The organism is Ferrigenium kumadai, assembly GCF_018324385.1.
GTDB lineage: Bacteria > Pseudomonadota > Gammaproteobacteria > Burkholderiales > Gallionellaceae > Gallionella > Gallionella kumadai.
In genome coordinates this window covers 2,487,148-2,506,154 of record NZ_AP019536.1, presented here as the reverse complement: position 1 = coordinate 2,506,154, position 19,007 = coordinate 2,487,148, and the positions used below count along the sequence as shown (strand labels likewise).

Genomic DNA, 19,007 nt, shown 5'->3' with positions numbered 1-19,007 from the left:
GATTCAGTAGTAAATACTGTGTTCTGTTTATTCGAGCACTACACCTCTGAGTCTATAATCACGGCCCATGAAAAAAATTCTTGTAACAGGCGGGGCGGGATTCATCGGTTCGGCATTGGTGCGTCATATCATCGGCAATACGTCTGATAGCGTCGTCAATCTCGACAAACTCACTTACGCGGGGAACCTGCAGTCGCTGGTTTCGGTGGCGGACGATCCGCGTTACTGTTTCGAGCACGTGGACATCTGCGATGCATCCGAAGTGGCCCGGGTATTCGAACAGCACCAGCCTGATGCGGTGATGCACTTGGCGGCGGAATCTCATGTCGACCGCTCCATCAGCGGCCCGGCGGCCTTCATCCAGACCAATATCGTCGGTACTTACACCCTGCTGGAAGCGGCACGTAGTTACTGGGGCGGACTGGAGGGCAGCAAGAAAGCGGATTTCCGTTTTCATCACATCTCCACCGACGAGGTATACGGCAGCCTGGGCGAGGAAGGCTTCTTCACTGAAGAAACCGCCTACGAGCCGAATTCGCCCTACTCCGCGAGCAAGGCATCTTCAGACCACCTCGTGCGCGCGTGGCACCATACCTACGGCTTGCCGGTGGTGACGACCAACTGTTCCAATAACTACGGCCCTTACCATTTTCCCGAAAAGCTCATCCCGCTGGTTATCCTGAATGCGGTGAACGGCAAGCCGCTGCCCATCTATGGCAAGGGCGACAACATCCGCGATTGGCTGTATGTAGAAGACCATGCGCGCGCTCTCTATCTGGTGATGAACCGGGGCAGACTGGGCGAGACCTACAACATCGGCGGCTGGAACGAAAAGACCAACCTTGAAGTGGTGCAATCCATTTGCGCGATACTCGACGAGTTGCGCCCGGCGGGTGCTCCGCATGCGAACCTGATCACTTACGTCAAGGATCGTCCCGGGCATGATCACCGCTACGCCATCAATGCCGGCAAGATCGAACACGAGTTGGACTGGAAGCCGCTGGAAACCTTCGAGACCGGGCTGCGCAAGACCGTTGAATGGTATCTGGCCAACAGCGGCTGGGTGCAAGGCGTTATCAGCGGCGAATACCAGAATTGGCTGCAGCAGAACTATACCGAAAGGAGCACTGCATGAAAGGCATCATCCTCGCGGGCGGCTCCGGCACTCGCCTGTACCCTGTCACCCAGGCCGTATCCAAGCAACTGCTGCCGATCTACGACAAACCGATGATCTACTATCCGCTCAGTACCTTGATGCTGGCTGGGATCCGCGACGTTCTGGTCATCTCCACTCCGCAGGACCTTCCCCGCTTCGAGCAGTTGCTGGGCGACGGCAGCCAGTGGGGGATAAACCTGTCCTATGCGGTGCAGCCATCGCCAGACGGCTTGGCGCAGGCCTTCCTGATCGGCGAGAGCTTCATCGGCGGTGACAGTTGCGCACTGGTGTTGGGTGACAACATCTTCTACGGCGGGGGATTCGAGTCTTTGCTCGGAGCAGCTGCTGCCAAAAAAGAGGGCGGAACGGTCTTCGCCTATCGGGTGAATGACCCGGAACGCTACGGTGTGGTCGAGTTCGATGGAAAGGGTAAAGCGATCAGCCTCGAAGAAAAGCCCGCTAAGCCCAAGTCCCACTATGCGGTGACCGGGCTCTACTTCTACGACAACGACGTGGTGCAGATCGCCAAAACGATCAAGCCCTCGGCGCGGGGCGAGCTGGAGATAACCGACGTAAACCGGATGTATCTCGACAGCGGCAAACTTACAGTGGAAATCATGGGGCGCGGTTTCGCATGGCTGGATACCGGAACCCATCAATCACTGATCGAAGCATCCAATTTCATCCAGACCATCGAACACCGCCAAGGATTGAAGATCGCCTGTCTGGAAGAAGTCGCTTATCGCAAGGGTTTTATCGATGCCGGACAGCTCGAAAAGCTGGCGCAGCCCTTGAGCAAGAACGGATATGGCAGATATCTGCTGCAAATCCTGCGGGAAACTGGCCCCGGTTTATGAAGATATTGCCGACAAGATTGCCGGGCGTCCTGGTGCTCGAACCCAAGGTGTTCGGCGACAGCCGGGGCTTCTTCTTCGAGAGCTTCAACCGCCGCGTGTTTGCCGAGGCCACAGGGATGGAACTCGATTTCGTGCAGGACAACCATTCACGCTCCGCGAAAGGTGTACTGCGCGGCTTGCATTACCAGATCAAACAACCGCAGGGCAAGCTGGTGCGAGTGGTGCGCGGCGCAGTCTTCGATGTGGCGGTCGATCTTCGCAGATCCTCGCCGACTTTTGGCCAATGGGCTGGTACCGAATTGAGCGAAGACAACCAGCGCCAGTTGTGGATACCGCCCGGCTTTGCCCACGGATTCGTGGTGCTGTCCGAGAGTGCGGATTTTCTATACAAGACCACCGACTATTACGCGCCCGAGCATGAACGCTGCGTCATCTGGAACGATCCGGATATCGGCATCGACTGGCCGCTCCGGAATCCCCTGCTTTCGGGCAAGGACCAGGCCGGGCGGGCTTTCACCGAAGCGGAGGTGTTTGCATGAAATTGCTGGTGACGGGAGCGTCCGGACAGGTCGGATGGGAGTTGGCACGAAGCCTCATGCCGTTGGGCGAGGTGGTCGCTGTCGGCAGTGCGGAGTGCAACCTTGCCCAACCGCAGAACATTCAGTCCCTGCTTGAACGTGTTCGTCCCGACGTCATCGTCAATGCCGCCGCATACACCGCCGTGGACAAGGCCGAAGCGGACGAGCAGCAGGCGACGTTCGTCAACGGCACCGCGGCCGGTGTGCTGGCCGAGTGGGCGAAAAAATCGAACGCTCTTTTGGTTCACTACTCCACCGACTATGTGTTCGACGGCAACAAGGCCACGGCTTATACCGAGGCGGACGAGCCTTGCCCGGTCAGCGCCTACGGACGCAGCAAGCTGGCCGGCGAACTGGCGATCGGGCAGAGCGGTTGCGATCACCTCATCCTGCGCACCTCCTGGGTATTCGCCTCGCGCGGCCGCAACTTCGTCAGGACGATGTTGCGCCTTGCGCAGGAGCGACAAGAACTTAGCGTGGTGGATGACCAGATCGGTGCGCCGACCTGGGCGCGCAACATCGCCGACGCGACGGCGCACATCATCCGGCAAGCGCAGAAGGAACGCCAGCAGGCCTGCTTTGCCTCAGGCATCTTCAACCTGACTTCGGCAGGCGAGACGAGTTGGCACGGTTTCACCCGCGCCATTCTGGATGGTGCCGCAGAGCGCGGGTTGTTGAGTGCAGAGCGGCTGCCGCAATTGCGTCCCATCCCGACGGAAGCCTATCCATTGCCGGCGCCCCGTCCGAAGAATTCACGGCTTGCCGGCGGCAGACTGCGCGAGCGTTTTGGCGTCGCCCTGCCGGATTGGCAGAATGCCTTGGCCCGCTGTCTGGACGAATTTCCCAAGCCTTGAGTGATTAGGGTAAGTTCAGGAAGACCGGTGCTTGATGTGGGCTTTAGCAAGCCGGATCGCGTTCACTGTTGCTCCCCCGTGTTTTTGACTGAATTTCTTTCCGGCCAGCCCCATTTCTGCCTGCTGAGGCGTTGAGTTCAGCAATTCTTTGGCGGCTGCCGCCAATTCGTGCGCGGTTTGGATTTCTATCGCGGCGCGCTCGGCGATCGCCTGCTTGGCTGCCTCGGCGAAATTAAAGGTATGCGGCCCGATCAGTACCGGTTTGCCGACGGAGCAGGCCTCGATCAGATTTTGCCCGCCGTACGGCAGCAGGCTGCCGCCTATGAAGGCGACATCGCATGCCGCGTAGTAGGCGAACATCTCGCCCATGCTGTCGCCCAGCACCGCCTGGGTGTCTGCTGCGACCGGTCGGCCTTCGCTTCTGCGCTGAAATCGCAGACTATGCTTTTTTAGCAGTGCTGCGACTTCGTCGAAGCGTTGCGGATGGCGCGGCACGATAACCAGCAACAGCCCCGGCAGGTCGACCTGTGTCAGCGCATCCATCAATAACGCCTCTTCGCCTTCGCGTGTGCTGGCAGCCAGCAGGACTTTACGGTCTTCGCCGAATTGCGCGCGCAACTGTTTGCCCAGTTCCAGCATGGCGGATGGCGGCTCGATGTCGAATTTGAGGTTGCCCATCACCGATACATTGCTTGCGCCGAGCTGAGACAGGCGTTTGGCGTCATCGGCGGTTTGGGCGGAGATGGCGGCCAGCTCGCCAAGCGCCGTGCGGGTAAGTCTGGCGAAGCGCGCATACCCCCGCGCCGATTTCTCCGACATGCGCGCGTTCAACAGTAGCAGCGGCGTGCCTGCTTCATGGCTGGCATGGATCAGGTTGAACCATATCTCTGTCTCAAGCAGGATGCCCAGCTGGGGTTTGAAATGGCGCAGGAAGCGTCGCGCCGCGAATGGGTAGTCGTAGGGCAGGTAAACCCGCAGCACATCGTCGCCATATAACTGTTCGCTGGCGGCTCGCCCGGTCGGGGTGATATGGGTAAGGAGGAGTTGGTAATCCGGATATTTCTCGCGCAGCCGTTTGATCAGGGTGGCCGCAGCACGGGTTTCTCCGACCGAGACGGTATGCAGCCAGATGACCGGCTTGCCGCTGGGCCGGGAATAAAAACCAAAGCGCTCACCGATATGTTGCAGATATTCCGGCTGCTTGCGTCCGCGCCAGAGCAGGTGGAAGAAGATGTAGGGCAGCAGCAACCACAGCCCCAGGGTATAGAAGATGCGCGGCTTAAACATGAACGCCTAGATTCGCGAGTTTCTCGATGACGGCATTCACCGTGGGGGGGGCATGCTTGCCGCCGAGATTGACCGCGCGCGAGCCGGCATAAAGTCCGGTCAGGCCGGGATCGGTTGCAGTATATATGCCCACGGTAGGCACATCCAACGCGGCAGCGAGGTGACTCAGACCGGTGTCTACGCCGATCACCGTGCGCGCCTTGCCCAGCAATGCGGCGGCTTCGTTGAGATTCATGCGGGGCGCACAGACTGCACTCGGGATGGCGGCGCACAAACGCTCACTGCGAGCCTTCTCTTTTTCACTTCCCCAGGGCAATACTGCGCGCAAGCCGGAGCTATGCAGGCGTTTGCCCAGTGTGATCCAGTTCTGCTCATCCCACAGTTTGTCATCGCGGCTGGTGGCATGCAGCAGCACGGCATAAGGAGTGTCCGGCAGCCAGGGCAGAACAAGATCCGGGGTGCGGATGCCATAGTCCGGCGCACCGTCGGCGGTGTAGCCCAGAACGGAGGCGGCCAGTTGCCGGTTGCGTTCGACGGCGTGCAGATCCTCGGCAATGGCGCAGGTGCGGTCGTAGAACAGGCTGGCCAGCGGTTCGCGGGCGCTGCCCCAGGCGTGGCCGCAATGTTCTGCGCGCACGCAGCGGGTGATGAGCGCGCTCTTGAGCAGTCCCTGGGTGTCGAGCGCAAGATCGTAAGGCCGGGTTTGCAATTTCCGGCAGAAGGCCTGGATCTCGCTTCGCGAGCGCCACCAGGACTTGCGCCAGCGTCGCATGGCGACGGGAATGACATGTCCCACGCCGGGATGCAGCGCGGGCAGGGCAGCAAAGCTCTCTTCCACGACCCAGTCGATACGTGCATCGGGAAGGTGTTTGCGAATGTCCGTCACAACCGGGAGATTGTGTAGAACGTCGCCCAGCGAGGACGTTTTGATCAGAACGATGTGCGGCGCGTTTTGCATGCAAAAGGTTTCAGACAGAAACGAGGCCGCCATGATACACGAGCGGGAATCTTGGCTTGACAGTCTTGGGCGCCAACTGTTGCAATGCGCGCCGTTCAGTAGCTGAACGCCCTCTTGATGCTCGACGAAGCCACTCATTACAATTCACTCAACATATTCTCCCGAACTTCCGCGCAAAGAGATTTGGTGAAAAAACTGCGCGTTAGCTTTGGCAAGGTCAACTACTGCCCGAATGTCCTTATCGAAAAAGGCTGCCCTGAAGAGAGACGGCAAATGGCGGGAGAAAGGGCTTGGGGTTGCCCCCCGTAAAACCAATATCACCGTCAAATTAAGCAATAGGGGTATAAAGCAGATTGAGACTTAAGCTAGAATTAGCGTTTGCTGACCTATTGCCCCCGAAACGCAAGGAACAAATTAATGCTTAATAACTCATCTATCCTCATTACCGGCGGTACCGGTTCTTTTGGTCATACTTTCGTACCAATGACCTTGGCCAAATACAATCCACGTCGGCTGGTGATTTTCTCGCGCGACGAGATGAAGCAGTGGGAAATGGCTAAACTTTACGGGAATGATGAGCGGGTACGTTTCTTTATCGGCGATGTGCGCGACAAGGACCGCTTGGCGAGGGCACTCAGGGGGATTGATTATGTCGTGCATGCGGCCGCCACCAAAATTGTTCCGACGGCCGAATATAATCCGTTCGAGTGTGTGAAGACCAATATCAATGGGGCCATGAACCTGATTGACGCCTGTATAGACCAAGGTGTGAAGCGCGTCGTTGCCCTTTCGACGGACAAGGCCAGTAGTCCGGCCAACCTCTATGGGGCAACCAAGCTCGCGTCGGATAAGCTATTTATCGCTGGCAACTCTTACAGCGGTGCGCAAGATACCAGGTTTGCAGTTGTGCGTTACGGCAATGTGATGGGTTCTCGTGGTTCAGTCATTCCGTTTTTTATCTCGCAGGCAGACAAGGCGGCCTTACCTATAACTGATACACGTATGACCCGCTTTATGATTACTCTTGAAGAAGGTGTTGAGTTGGTTTGGCACGCCTTTGACGACATGATGGGCGGCGAGATATACGTCAAAAAAATCCCCTCCATGAAGGTCACGGATGTAGCTCGCGCCATAGCGCCGAATGCACAGCATGAGATTGTGGGGATTCGTCCTGGCGAAAAGCTTCATGAGCAAATGATCGGCACGGAAGATGCCCCTCACACATATGAATTTGAGAGTTATTACAAAATATTGCCGGCCATCCACAACTGGAGCCAAGATCCTCTGCGTATTAACGGGGGAGTACTTGTTCGCCCGGAATTTACCTACTCGTCGGACAACAATGCCGAATGGATGAGTATCGAAATGCTTCGTGAATGGATTGAGACCAACCGCGAAAAGATCGGCAACATTTGACCATCATGATCCCTATCCCCTATGGCAGACAAGAAATAACGCAAGCCGACATCGATGCGGTGATTGATGTTCTCCGCTCGGACTTTCTGACGCAAGGGCCGGCTGTTACGACATTTGAGCGAACTGTCACCGCCTATTGCGGCGCTCAGCATGCCGTGGCTGTCAATAGCGCCACTTCGGCCTTGCACATCGCGTGCTTGGGCCTGGGGCTCGGGCCTGGTGATTGGTTATGGACAAGCCCTATCACTTTTGTTGCCAGTGCCAACTGCGGCTTGTATTGTGGAGCACGGGTTGACTTTGTGGATATCGATCCCCGCACCTACAATTTGAGCGTGGATTGCCTTGCCGAAAAATTGGCTCAGGCGGAAAAGGCCGGAAAGCTGCCCAAGGTTGTGGTTCCGGTACACATGTGCGGCCAGTCTTGTGATATGGCTGCCATCTATTCACTGAGCCAGCAGTATGGCTTCAAGATTATCGAGGATGCCTCGCACGCCATCGGCGGCAAGTACAAGGGCGAACCTATCGGCAACTGCCGCTACAGTGACATAACCATATTCAGCTTTCATCCCGTAAAAATCATCACCACGGGTGAGGGGGGGATGGCGCTCACCAATGATTCCGCATTGGCAGATCGCATGCAACGATATCGCAGTCATGGCATTACCAGCGATTCTCGGATAATGCAGCCCAGGCCCGCCAATGAAATCTGGAATTACCAACAAGTCCACTTGGGCTACAACTATCGTATGACCGACATCCAGGCTGCCTTGGGCGTGAGTCAGATGGCCAGATTGGATGCCTATGTCGAACAGCGCCATCATATCGCCGAGCGCTATGACGCTGAACTGGTGGACTTGCCGTTACAGACCCCATGGCAGCACCCTGAAAGTTATTCCAGTTATCATTTGTATCCGATCCGCTTGAAACTGGAAAAAAGCGCCAAAAGTCAGCGTCAGGTCTACGATGAGCTGCGCGCGGCCGGTATCTTGGTAAATCTCCATTACATTCCCGTTTATCGTCAGCCGTATTACGAGATGATGGGATTTAGGGCGGGTTATTGTCCGGAGTCTGAGCGCTACCACGCCGAAGAGATCAGTATCCCTATGTTCCCAACTCTGACGAAGTCGGATCAAAGCAAAATCATTGATGTCCTGCATGAGGTGCTTGCGTGAGGCTGGCGCTGGGTACCGCACAGTTTGGTTTGAGTTATGGTGTCGCAAACTCAATTGGTCAAGTGTCGGGTTCCGCTGCTGCCGAAATCCTGGAAAAAGCGAGAGGTGCCGGCATCGATACCTTGGATACCGCTATTGCATATGGTGATAGTGAAGCTCGGCTTGGGCAGATTGGCGTGTCGGGTTGGAAAGTGGTCAGCAAACTCCCGCCTTTGCCAAGTGATGTCGTCGATGTGGATTCATGGCTAGAGGGGCAACTGGTTGGCTCCAGGAAGCGCCTTAACATCGATCGGCTTGATGCTTTGCTGTTACATAGGCCTGCCGATTTGCTTGGTAAGCATGGTGCAGCCTACTGTAACGCCCTGCGCGATATGAGGGATAGAGGTTTTGTAAGTGCGGTTGGTTTCTCAATTTATACGCCGGCAGAGCTGGATCAGCTTTGGGGCGTATTCAAACCGGACCTCGTCCAGGCGCCTTTCAACATTCTTGACCGGAGACTTGTCGATTCAGGATGGCTGTATCGAATGCACCAAGAAGGTGTTCGTGTGCATACGCGCTCTGCTTTTCTGCAAGGTTTGTTGCTCATGCAATCAGACGGACGCCCCGCGTGGTTCAAACCGTGGAAATCGCTACTTGACCACTGGTTGTCGGAGTGTCTCGACATGGGTAAGTCGCCGCTTGAGGTGGCTTTGGGTTTCGTCTTGTCATATCCAGAAATCGAACGAGTGGTAGTCGGTGTTGATTCACTGACGCAGTTCAATGCCATTGTTGCTGCGGCACATTTGCGCTTAGATCGATTTCCAGATGTCGGCAGCGACGATCTTGAGCTCATTGATCCGACGCGCTGGAGGATAAACTAGTCATGTTGCGGCTTGGCGTACTCGGAATGAGTAAAGGTAACGGGCATCCATATTCCTGGTCTGCCATTTTTAACGGCTACGATATGGAGGCAATGCAGCAATGTGGCTTTCCGGTCATTCCTGACTATCTGTCGAAACAACGCTACCCGGAAGACTTCATTTCAAATGCCCAGGTAAGCCATATCTGGACACAGTCACTGGAACAGTCCAAGCATATTGCCAAAGCCTCACGGATCGAGCACGTGGTGGCCAGGCCGGAAGAAATGATTGGCCAGATTGATGGCGTACTGTTGGCGAGGGACGACGCAGAGAACCATCTTGAATTTGCACGCCCATTTTTGAAAGCCGGGCTTCCGGTTTATATAGACAAGCCCATGGCGCTATCCGTATCAGACGCCGAGGCACTGTTTGCTCTGGAGCAGTACCCTGGCCAGATTTTTTCTTGTTCGGCCCTGCGTTTTGCCTCTGAATTGCTGTTGTCGGATCAAGACCGGATTGATATAGGCGAAATTTCTCATGTGACCGGCTTGGTGCCAAATAGCTGGGATAAATACATTATTCATGCCATAGATCCGATTTTAGAGAACTTAGGGCCGCAGGGTAATATTGAAAAATATTCATGTATCAAGTCCCAAGATCGTACCGCAGTGAGTTTACGATGGGAATCAGGGGTGACCTGTAACCTCACGTCCCTGGGGGCGCTGCCAACAGGTATTGAAATTCAATTCTTCGGGAGAGCTGGCAGTAAGAAGCTTGTCTTTAGGGATTCTTTTTCAGCCTTCAAGAAAGCGCTGGTTAGATTTGTTGATGATTCTGTAGAACACCCCAAAAGTCACCGAGATCGAATTATGGCGGCAATTGATGTCGTAGAAAAAGGTGCGCTAAACAATTATGAATCAAAGTAATACGGTTATCATTGTCCAAGCTCGAATGACTTCGAGTCGCTTGCCTGGCAAGGTGTTATACAAAATTTCAGATACAACGATGCTGGGTGTATTGGTCAATAGATTGCGCAAAGTCGAGAGCAAGTGTTCCCTTGTTGTGGCAACTAGCAGCGATAAATCCGATGATTTGATAGAGGCGGAATGCAATCGCATCGGCGTTGATGTGTTCCGTGGCGATCTTAATGATGTAACGGGTCGGTACTATCATGCTGCCAAATTGTATAACGCTGATATTGTCGTGAGGATTACGGCAGACTGTCCATTAATAGACCCCAAAATAGTGGATTACGCCATCGATACTTATCTATCAGTTCATAAGACGAATGAATTAGTCACGAACCGGCTCCCTCTTTCCTTTCCGGATGGAATGGATGTTGATGTTTTTTCGTTCGAGAGTCTTTCTGATGCGTTTTTAAATGCAAAAACCGCTCATCAAAGGGAGCATGTAATCCCCTATTTTTTTGAGGAGCATAGAAATATTTTAAATTTTGAGTGCCCCCAGCAATATTTTCTCAAAATACGCCTTACCTTGGATTACAAGGAAGATTTCGATGTAATTTCGAAAGTGTATAAAATGTTAGGGCCCGAGCTCACACTGGAAAATATTATTGAACTCTATGAGGGGGCCGGCGATGTGTTCCGCGATAATCAGCAATACATACCCGCTCATTATTATGATAGCTACAATAATGCAGGCCCCTTTCTAAAAAGGGTTAGTGTTGCACCATCGATATTTCACAGATAGTACACAACTCAGAGGCATCAACATGAATTCCGACCAGATTAACAAGAGATTCCATCAAATTGTTCCGGGTGGCAGCCATACCTATAGCAAAGGCGATGACCAGTTCCCAGCTAATGCCCCAAAAATCATGTCCCACGCGAAGGGAGCTGAGTGCTGGGATATTGAAGGAAAACGTTTTATCGATTGGGCCATGGGCAATCGTGTGATGATTCTTGGCCATGCGTTTGATGAGGTAGACGATCAGGTATGTGCCGCTATTCGTAAAGGTACCAACTTTACTCGGCCAGGAATTTTAGAATATGAACTTGCCGAATATTTAGTGGGTCTTTGGCCGTGTGCGGAGATGGTCAAGTTCGGAAAAAACGGTTCAGATGTTACTACGGCCGCGGTCAAATTATCCCGTGCTTATACCGGACGCAAATATGTGCTGGTTTGCAGTTCCCATCCGTTTTTTGCAATCCACGATTGGTTCATTGGCTCAACCGAAATGAACTCTGGCACGCTGGATACCGAGCGCCAATACACGCTTAAGTTTAAATATAACGATATCGAAAGCGTGGAGCAGGCCTTTGATCAATATCCGGGGCAGATTGCTGCAGTAATTCTAGAACCCGTAAAAAACGATTCTCCTTATGCAGAGCCGAGGGATAGTGACTATACCGTGGAAGGGATTAGCCGTAATGGAGATAACAATACGAATTTCCTGAAATATCTGCGAGAAAAAACCGAAGCGACTGGCACGGTTCTGATTTTTGATGAAAACATTGCGGGCATGAGATTTGATATTCGAGGGTCTCACCATAGGTATGGCATCTATCCAGATTTGGCAGCCTTTGGCAAAGCCATTGCTAATGGCTACTCTTGCTCTGTTCTGGCCGGTAAGCGGGAGCTTATGGAGTTGGGAGGGATTCACCATGATAAGGAACGCGTGTTCTTATTGTCTCAAACCCATGGTTCTGAAACTGTAGGCCTGTCGGCGACTCTTGCGACTTTGAAGGCTTGCGATAGGCTAAACGTCACTTCCCATGTCTGGTCTTTAGGCGGGCGCATGAAAGCTCGCGTCAAAGACGCCATATCGAAAAATAGCTTAAACGATCACGTTAAAATTATTGGTTTCGACGCCAATCCGCAGATACTTTGTACGAAAGCCAATGGCGATTTTTGGCCGGAACTGCATACGCTTTTCCATCAATACATGGTTGATAAAGGCATATTGATTCCTTGGATAAGCATCACGCACTCGCATAATGACGAGCATTTGAATTACACCGTGGAAGCAATCGAGGAAACGGGGGCTAAGCTGCGCTCAGTAATTTCAAATGATGCGGTGTCAAAAGAGTTGATAGGCGATGCCGTAAAGCCAGTATTTAGGAAATGGAATAATTGAAAATAGCGGTTTCGTCTCTAGATCAGGCTTGGAAGAACAAGGCGGTCAATCGAATTGCTTGTGAACGGCAATGCGCCCGCGCCGCAAAGGAGCGGGCTCAACTAATTGTCTTTCCAGAGATGACGTTGACCGGCTACTGCATGGAGGCGGAATCGCTTGCCGAGGTCATATCGGATTCTGAAACCACCCATTTTTTTCAATCAATCGCACGAAAATACTCAATTGCGGTGGTGTTTGGTTATATCGCCAAGGACAAAGGGTTCTACTTGAATCGAGCCGTACTTGTTGATTCGAAGGGCATCGTCCTGGCCGAATATGACAAGATTCACCCGTTTGTCCATGCGGGGGAAGATCGGGTCTTTAAGGGCGGGGAGAAGCTTGCCGTAGCGAATATCGACAATGTCAATATTGGGCTAACCGTTTGTTACGACTTGCGCTTTCCTGAGGTGTATACCGCGATGGCGCGTCGTGCCGACCTCGTCATCAATATTGCAAATTGGCCAGCCCGTCGGTTCCTGCATTGGGACACTTTGCTTAGGGCCAGGGCCATCGAGAATCAGTACTGCATGCTGGGGGTGAATCGGACGGGAACGGACGGCAATGGTGTTGAATACTGCAAAAGCACGTGTTGTTATTTTCCTTCCGGTGAAAAATTGCCCATGATTGCACTTGAGGATACTCTCGATTTGATTGTCCTCGATACACAAGCCTTGGGCAATTACCGTGCTGAGTTCCCAACAATCTCCTCGCGACGGGATGCAGTTTATGCAGGAATCCATGCGTGATGTCGTTTTTCGTGCCGACGCTTCGCTTAACATCGGCACGGGCCACGTCATGCGATGCCTTACTCTTGCCGACGCCCTGCAGCAGCGGGGTGCGCGCTGTCGATTTGTCTGCCGCGCACATCCAGGGAACCTTACCGATTTGATTCGTCAACGCGGTTTTAAGGTTCATGTTCTGCCTGAGCTGGAATACGCTCACTACAATTCGTCCTCGGCGAGGGAATGTACGCACGCTGCCTGGCTCGGTTCTGACTGGCCCACAGATGCGGCGCAGACAAAAATTGGCATTGGCGAGACCGTAGCTGACTGGCTGGTTGTCGATCATTACGCCATCGATGCCAACTGGGAACGGCAACTCCGCCCCGCCTGCCGTCATCTGATGGTTATTGACGACCTTGCAGATCGCCTGCACGATTGTGATCTGCTGCTGGACCAAAATTCTGGCCGAGTTGCTGCCGACTACTTTGACTTGGTGCCGGCCGGCTGCACGGTCCTCGTCGGTCCGAAATACGCATTAATTCGCCCCGAGTTCGCTGCTCTGCGCAATTACAGTCTCGCGCGTCGTGCCTCGCCACAGCTCAAGCACCTGCTAATTACCATGGGTGGTGTCGACAAAGACAACGCCACCACCAGAGTACTCGATGCTCTGAAAGATTCCTCTTTGCCTGCGGACTGTCGGATTACCGTCGTGATGGGGCCACATGCGCCGTGGTTGACTAAAGTACGAGAAAAGGCCAAGGAGACTCCTTGGGCAACAGAAGTTCTGGTGAACGTTCAGGACATGGCGAAACTGATGGCCGACAGCGATCTGGCGATTGGGGCCGCAGGTACTTCAGCTTGGGAGCGCTGCTGTTTGGGCTTACCAACTCTTACAATGGTATTGGCGGACAACCAACGGGAAGGCGCTGCTGCACTCAAGGAAATGGGTGCCGTGTTACTTTTGGAAAGCGGCGATCAACTTGCCGTAGAACTACATGAAAAGATTTCGCTCTTGCTGGGCGCGCAAAGGTTACTGGCCATGCAGCAAGCCTGTATCGCAGTTACCGACGGGGCTGGCGTTAGCCGCCTCGCAGCTATGATAACGAATGCAAATGACTGAGAAGAATTGCCAAATCCGTAGCATGACAAATGCTGATCTCGAGCAGGTATTGGCTTGGCGTAATGAGCCCGACATACGCCGCTATATGCTGACTCAGCATGAGATTTCATTGACTGAGCACCGGCAATGGTATGAACGGAACTCCCAAGATCCCACGCGGCGTCTTCTGATCGTAGAAGAGGATGGGATGGCGCTCGGTTTTGTTCATTTTAGTGGCGTGGCGCCGGGGGGCATCGCTGACTGGGGATTCTACGCTGCGCCGGGGGCAGCGAAAGGCTCAGGACACAAACTCGGTGTGACAGTGCTCAATTTCGCCTTCGGGACGTTAGGGCTTCACAAGGTATGCGGTCAAGCGTTAGATTTTAATGAGGCCTCAATCCGTTTCCATCGTAAACTTGGCTTTCAGCAGGAGGGAGTGTTGCGCCAGCAACATAAAGGCGCTGACGGCTATCACGACCTGATCTGCTTTGGGCTTTTGCGCGAAGAATGGAACTCAAGAACTGAGGTAAATAATGGATGAAGTGCAACGTATCCATATAGCTGGCCGCACAATAAGTGCAGACTCACCACCCTATGTCATCGCCGAGCTTTCAGCCAACCATAATGGTAAGCTTGAGACGGCGCTACGCATCATCGAAGAAGCAAAGAAAGCTGGCGCCGATGCCGTCAAGTTGCAGACTTACAAGCCTGACACAATCACGCTGGATTGCGACAGCGAAGATTTCAGGATTCGGGGCGGTTTGTGGGATGGACGCACGTTATACGACCTTTATCGCGAGGCTCACATGCCTTGGGAGTGGCATGCTCCGCTCTTCGAACATGCTCGCAGGATCGGTATCACCCTTTTCAGTTCCCCCTTCGACAATACGGCAGTCGATCTGCTTGAGGACCTCAACACCCCAGCCTACAAGATCGCCTCGTTCGAGGCCGTTGATCTGCCGCTGATCAGGTATGTCGCGGGCACAGGAAAGCCGATGATCATCTCCACCGGGATGGCCGATGCGGAGGAAATCCGGGAAGCAGTCGAAGCGGCCCGCGAGGGCGGCTGCAAGGAGCTTGCCATCTTGCATTGTGTCAGCGGTTACCCCGCTCCAGCGGCGGATTACAACCTGCGTACCATCCCTGATATGATTCGCCGTTTTGGTTTGGTAACCGGCCTGTCCGACCACACTCTGGATAACACTACTGCAATTGCGAGTGTGGCACTGGGGGCCTCGATTATCGAAAAACACTTTACCTTGAACCGAGATGGAGGAGGCCCGGACGACAGCTTTTCTCTGGAGCCGGCGGAACTGGCTGCTCTGTGCCAGGGGGCCAGAACCGCATGGGAAGCATTAGGGCGGGTAGATTACGGGCGCAAGTCCAGCGAGCTGGGGAATGTAAAGTTCCGGAGATCCCTGTATTTCGTAAAAGACCTGAAGGCTGGCGACGTGATTACCGAGGACTCGGTGAGGAGCGTTCGCCCGGGATTTGGGTTGGCCCCCAAATATTTGATGAATATTATTGGTAAGCGTGTGGTAGTGGATGTTGACAGATACACACCAGTGCTTTTGCCGCTCATCGATGAGTGAAATTTTACTGATTGGCCGATGAAAACGATTTTGGGTTTTGACAGCTGGACGGAAGGTAGTCCACATTTTGAACGTCTCGTACCGGAACTGGAAAAGCGAGGCTATCGCCTCATTCTGGTACACATAGGATCTTGGGGACACGATCTGAATCGCCCTGTTGAGGAGAAGATCGGACGGCTGGAGGTCAGGGACATCTCCTACTATGGAAGGATGTCCTTCAGGCAAATATTGGAAAAGGAGCAGCCAGCGGCCGTCCTTTTCTTTTCAACTCGCGCGCTGGCACACCAGGCCTTCAACAATTACTGCCAGTATCTGGGAATTCCGACTCTGCATGTTTACCACGGTCTAGTCACCGTTCAGGCGGTCGACCCCGGCACAGACCGGCCCTACAAGCTTAACTGGATTAAATTGCTGAATCTTGTCCGGACGCGCCTGGGCAAGAACCTGACCAAGATCTGGCCGGTTTACTGGAAGTCGTTGCTTGATACTGGAGCCCCATTGTCGGTGTGGCTGGATTTCGTCCGTGAAATATCGGCGAAGTTGCAGTTGAAGAATATCCCCGCGCCTCGAGCAGCAACCACGACGGCAGGTTGTGTGTATGCGGAGGCAGATGTCTCACACATGGCAAGAACCTACGGGATTCCTGAAAGATGTATTCATACAGTAGGCAATCCGGATCTGCTTGGGTTCGGTCTGCAGGAAAAGGATCTCGGGAGTTGGCTTTCATTCGATCGAGAAAAAAGTGCCGAGATCATTTACATAGACACCGCTTTGATTGAAGCCGGGGTTGTTTTTGCTAATCAGGATGCGTTCATTAGCCACCTTGCGGATACCCATGCGGCGCTTGATCGGCAAGGGCTGCATCTCGTGGTCAAGCTACACCCGGCGCATTACCGCACCGGATTGCCTGAGCGGCTGAAGGAGTTGGGGATTGCCCTATGCGGCAAAGAGGAATTCGTGCACCGATTGCAGGGAGCCCAAGCGGCATTGGTCGAGCCTTCTTCGGCGGCTGTGATTCCCAGCCTGTTAGGGATGCCGCTGCTACTGGCCCAATACGGCAAGCTCGCCGGCCAACGCTATGGGACCGTGCTCACCAGCTACCCCATGTCTGCATTCGTACACGATCTTGCCGACGTTGGCGGGTTGCTCGAAGAACTGCGGAGGAGAATGAGTCGCGAGGATATCGCGGACTGGATCAAGACCAACAGCGGTCCGCTGCCTGCAGAAGATATGCCCACGCGAGTGGTTGAAGTCATCCAGAACCTCTGTCATGAACCTGGAAGCGAGCGACCGCGTGCATAACCGCTTCAAAACGATCCTGTTTACGCTGTTCCTGTGGCCAATCTCGATAGGCGAGCTCAGTGTAAACTACAGCTTCGTTTTGTTCGCTGCCGTGTCATTGTTTGTGGCGCATAAAGTCTATAAACCGAACGAGTGGGTTTCGGTTGCCGCCGTCATTTTTTCCCTGATTTTTCTTTTTAGCCTGCCCTTCACATTGCTGGCCTCCGGAGATCAGTTTCTACGGGCAACCGTGAGCTTTGCGATTTTCATGACGGTATTTGCATTTGCCATTACACGCATTGGGATGCCGGAGATAAATAGTTTCCGGTGGGCGCTCGTTGTTATTTCCTGCTTGTTCGCAGGGGAGGCTCTTGTGGGCTTCCTCGCTGCGGGGGGTAATGCGGCCGGTTGGGAATTGAAGAATATAGTGGGTTCGCAACGATTTGGCTTTATTTACATCCTTGGTTTTTTCGTCCTCCTTTATTTCCCTGCCCGGACCGCCTTCCTTAAGCTTGCAAAGCTTGGTGCTCTTTCTCTGATCCTTGCCGGGATATTGCTGACTTTCTCCCGCTCATCTGTTATCGCCCTCAGCTTTGCGGTCGGGCTGTATCTCTTGTCGAGCGTCATACATCGAAAAAATTGGTCTTGGCGGGGCCTTCGCATTGCTACAACTGGTGCATTGGCAAGCGTGTCCTTGATTGCAGTGGCCTACATGTTTTTTCCGGTGGTTTTCGAGTTCTTCAGCGAGACTATTCTGGTGCGCTATGGCCAGTTCTTTGCAATGATAATTCCGGCAGAGTTGCTCTCAGCCGGCGCGCCGCCACCAGATGATGTCCTGATCTCGAAAGGCTCGGAGGGAACAAGGCTGGTCATCTGGACGGCCATTCTCCAACACACCCTTGAAAATCCCATCCTCGGGTCCGGGTACCTCGGGAGTTGGGTTTTGAGCAACGTAACTACCGGTTCCGCTCACAACCAGTACATGGACGTGCTTCTGCGGGTGGGTTTTCTGGGTTTTCTGGTTTGGATACTCATTCTTTACAACGTGTTTCGGTTTTTGCGGCGTCACCATGCGGATTTATTCTGGGGTGGGGTCGGAATTTTGATCTATGGTTTTTTTCACGAAACCTTCAAGGAATCCCAAGGTGCATTCATCCTGGCTTTCCTGGTGGGAATGTATGTGAATCACGTCCGGGACTGCGCGCGGTCCAGAAATGCTTTACTCACTCAGAGTGATCCTGTGCGGCTCCATACACAGGCTACTACTCACACGGCCCTTTAATTACAGGAGTTCGGTTGCCATGCATTCAGTGCACTTGAAACAATTCTATGAAGATGACGCGTTACGCTTTTGGGATCCCCGGGACGGGATGCGGGGGCGTGACCTGACTATTTATCCACTATTAGAGGGTCTGTCGGGTTCGGTTCTCGAATATGGTGCTGGATCGGGCTCCCTGTTGTTGTCGTTGGCACTGGAGCAACGATTTACTTCCTTAACCGGAGTCGACATCAGTGAGGGTGCACTGAAGAATATCGCGGACGCCTGGAATGACATGAGTCAGACGCGTGGCGTCGCCAACGGCAAATTAACCCTGACTACTCCGGTCAACGATACCCTTCCCATGGTTCAGGACAATTCGGTGGACCTGATTCTGTCGCTCGACACCATCGAACATGTCCTGAACCCATATATCGTTCTGGATGAGTTTTACCGCATTGGCTCGCGCGATTCTACCTTTGTGATCAGCGTGCCAAATTATGGGTACATTAAATACGTAGTTCAGCTTTTGCTGGGGAAACAACCGCTTACCGGGTCTGGAAGGCCGGTCGACGAATGGCGTAAGGAGGGCTGGGATGGCTGGCATCTTCATACTTTCACCCGGCAGTCGCTTGATATCCTCTTGCGTGATTGCGGTTGGCAACCCGTTCTTTGGACTGGATACGGAGACAAAGGAAAGCAGTTCGGTTTGGATATCCTGCGCCAGCGGTTTCCTGCTGTCTGGTCAGGAGCGCTTACCGTCGTTTGTAAACGCAAGCCGTGACCAGGCTCCATGCACAGA

19 protein-coding genes are annotated in these 19,007 nt (G+C 53.7%); 17 read left to right on the top strand and 2 right to left on the bottom strand.

Translation table 11 applies throughout. The annotated features are described in order from the left end of the window. Positions 1 to 67 precede the first annotated feature (67 nt). From rfbB to rfbD, 4 genes are read left to right on the top strand one after another with little or no spacing between them, the layout of a single operon-like run. Positions 68 to 1,135 carry a dTDP-glucose 4,6-dehydratase gene (gene rfbB, locus FGKAn22_RS12125; protein WP_212785892.1) on the top strand — a complete coding sequence of 356 codons (1,068 nt, stop codon included), beginning with the start codon at positions 68 to 70 and terminating at the stop codon, positions 1,133 to 1,135. Continuing rightward, positions 1,132 to 2,013, top strand: a complete 882-nt coding sequence (rfbA, locus tag FGKAn22_RS12120) for a glucose-1-phosphate thymidylyltransferase RfbA (RefSeq protein ID WP_212785891.1) — start codon at positions 1,132 to 1,134, stop codon at positions 2,011 to 2,013. The genes rfbB and rfbA overlap by 4 nt, the downstream gene beginning before the upstream one ends. Next, a complete protein-coding gene (gene rfbC / locus FGKAn22_RS12115; protein WP_212785890.1) occupies positions 2,010 to 2,552 on the top strand; it encodes a dTDP-4-dehydrorhamnose 3,5-epimerase in 543 nt (180 codons plus the stop codon). The genes rfbA and rfbC overlap by 4 nt, the downstream gene beginning before the upstream one ends. Then, the gene (gene rfbD / locus FGKAn22_RS12110; RefSeq protein WP_212785889.1) at positions 2,549 to 3,445 is read left to right on the top strand and encodes a dTDP-4-dehydrorhamnose reductase; all 897 of its coding nucleotides are present in this window, start codon (positions 2,549 to 2,551) and stop codon (positions 3,443 to 3,445) included. Before rfbC ends, rfbD begins: the two co-directional genes overlap by 4 nt. A gap of 15 nt (positions 3,446 to 3,460) precedes the next feature. Here the strand turns inward: rfbD and waaA are convergent, their stop codons facing one another. Together waaA and waaC are read right to left on the bottom strand one after the other, a co-directional pair. After that, positions 3,461 to 4,732 (bottom strand): lipid IV(A) 3-deoxy-D-manno-octulosonic acid transferase, encoded by a 1,272-nt coding sequence (gene waaA / locus FGKAn22_RS12105; RefSeq protein ID WP_212785888.1) that lies wholly within the window; start codon positions 4,730 to 4,732, stop codon positions 3,461 to 3,463. Then, complete coding sequence (gene waaC, locus FGKAn22_RS12100) at positions 4,725 to 5,690, bottom strand: lipopolysaccharide heptosyltransferase I (protein WP_212785887.1); 966 nt, start codon at positions 5,688 to 5,690, stop codon at positions 4,725 to 4,727. Before waaC ends, waaA begins: the two co-directional genes overlap by 8 nt. Positions 5,691 to 6,107: 417 nt before the next feature. Here waaC and pseB point away from each other — a divergent pair, with 417 nt between their 5' ends. Genes pseB through FGKAn22_RS12035 form a run of 13 tightly spaced genes read left to right on the top strand, consistent with a single transcriptional unit; the run spans position 6,108 to position 18,989 of the window. Further along, positions 6,108 to 7,106 (top strand): UDP-N-acetylglucosamine 4,6-dehydratase (inverting), encoded by a 999-nt coding sequence (pseB, locus tag FGKAn22_RS12095; protein ID WP_212785886.1) that lies wholly within the window; start codon positions 6,108 to 6,110, stop codon positions 7,104 to 7,106. A 5-nt stretch (positions 7,107 to 7,111) separates the two neighbouring features. Continuing rightward, positions 7,112 to 8,278, top strand: a complete 1,167-nt coding sequence (gene pseC, locus FGKAn22_RS12090; RefSeq protein WP_212787231.1) for a UDP-4-amino-4,6-dideoxy-N-acetyl-beta-L-altrosamine transaminase — start codon at positions 7,112 to 7,114, stop codon at positions 8,276 to 8,278. After that, positions 8,275 to 9,138 carry an aldo/keto reductase gene (locus tag FGKAn22_RS12085; RefSeq protein ID WP_212785885.1) on the top strand — a complete coding sequence of 288 codons (864 nt, stop codon included), beginning with the start codon at positions 8,275 to 8,277 and terminating at the stop codon, positions 9,136 to 9,138. The genes pseC and FGKAn22_RS12085 overlap by 4 nt, the downstream gene beginning before the upstream one ends. 26 nt (positions 9,139 to 9,164) lie before the next feature. Next, positions 9,165 to 10,043, top strand: coding sequence for a Gfo/Idh/MocA family oxidoreductase (locus tag FGKAn22_RS12080; RefSeq protein ID WP_212785884.1), 879 nt, complete (start codon positions 9,165 to 9,167; stop codon positions 10,041 to 10,043). Next, positions 10,030 to 10,827 carry a cytidylyltransferase domain-containing protein gene (locus tag FGKAn22_RS12075; protein WP_212785883.1) on the top strand — a complete coding sequence of 266 codons (798 nt, stop codon included), beginning with the start codon at positions 10,030 to 10,032 and terminating at the stop codon, positions 10,825 to 10,827. Before FGKAn22_RS12080 ends, FGKAn22_RS12075 begins: the two co-directional genes overlap by 14 nt. Before the next feature lie 22 nt (positions 10,828 to 10,849). Further along, on the top strand, positions 10,850 to 12,214 hold the full coding sequence (locus tag FGKAn22_RS12070; protein WP_212785882.1) for a glutamate-1-semialdehyde 2,1-aminomutase: 1,365 nt from the start codon (positions 10,850 to 10,852) through the stop codon (positions 12,212 to 12,214). After that, positions 12,211 to 12,999: a nitrilase-related carbon-nitrogen hydrolase gene (locus FGKAn22_RS12065; RefSeq protein WP_212785881.1), complete on the top strand. Its 789-nt coding sequence runs from the start codon at positions 12,211 to 12,213 to the stop codon at positions 12,997 to 12,999. Before FGKAn22_RS12070 ends, FGKAn22_RS12065 begins: the two co-directional genes overlap by 4 nt. Further along, complete coding sequence (gene pseG, locus FGKAn22_RS12060) at positions 12,980 to 14,095, top strand: UDP-2,4-diacetamido-2,4,6-trideoxy-beta-L-altropyranose hydrolase (protein WP_212785880.1); 1,116 nt, start codon at positions 12,980 to 12,982, stop codon at positions 14,093 to 14,095. Before FGKAn22_RS12065 ends, pseG begins: the two co-directional genes overlap by 20 nt. Next, positions 14,088 to 14,615 (top strand): UDP-4-amino-4,6-dideoxy-N-acetyl-beta-L-altrosamine N-acetyltransferase, encoded by a 528-nt coding sequence (gene pseH, locus FGKAn22_RS12055; RefSeq protein WP_212785879.1) that lies wholly within the window; start codon positions 14,088 to 14,090, stop codon positions 14,613 to 14,615. The genes pseG and pseH overlap by 8 nt, the downstream gene beginning before the upstream one ends. Next, positions 14,608 to 15,666: a pseudaminic acid synthase gene (pseI, locus tag FGKAn22_RS12050; protein ID WP_212785878.1), complete on the top strand. Its 1,059-nt coding sequence runs from the start codon at positions 14,608 to 14,610 to the stop codon at positions 15,664 to 15,666. The genes pseH and pseI overlap by 8 nt, the downstream gene beginning before the upstream one ends. 18 nt (positions 15,667 to 15,684) lie before the next feature. Further along, the gene (locus FGKAn22_RS12045) at positions 15,685 to 16,968 is read left to right on the top strand and encodes a hypothetical protein (RefSeq protein WP_212785877.1); all 1,284 of its coding nucleotides are present in this window, start codon (positions 15,685 to 15,687) and stop codon (positions 16,966 to 16,968) included. After that, complete coding sequence (locus tag FGKAn22_RS12040) at positions 16,937 to 18,229, top strand: O-antigen ligase family protein (RefSeq protein ID WP_212785876.1); 1,293 nt, start codon at positions 16,937 to 16,939, stop codon at positions 18,227 to 18,229. The genes FGKAn22_RS12045 and FGKAn22_RS12040 overlap by 32 nt, the downstream gene beginning before the upstream one ends. 19 nt (positions 18,230 to 18,248) lie before the next feature. Continuing rightward, positions 18,249 to 18,989, top strand: coding sequence for a class I SAM-dependent methyltransferase (locus tag FGKAn22_RS12035; protein ID WP_212785875.1), 741 nt, complete (start codon positions 18,249 to 18,251; stop codon positions 18,987 to 18,989). Positions 18,990 to 19,007: the final 18 nt, after the last annotated feature.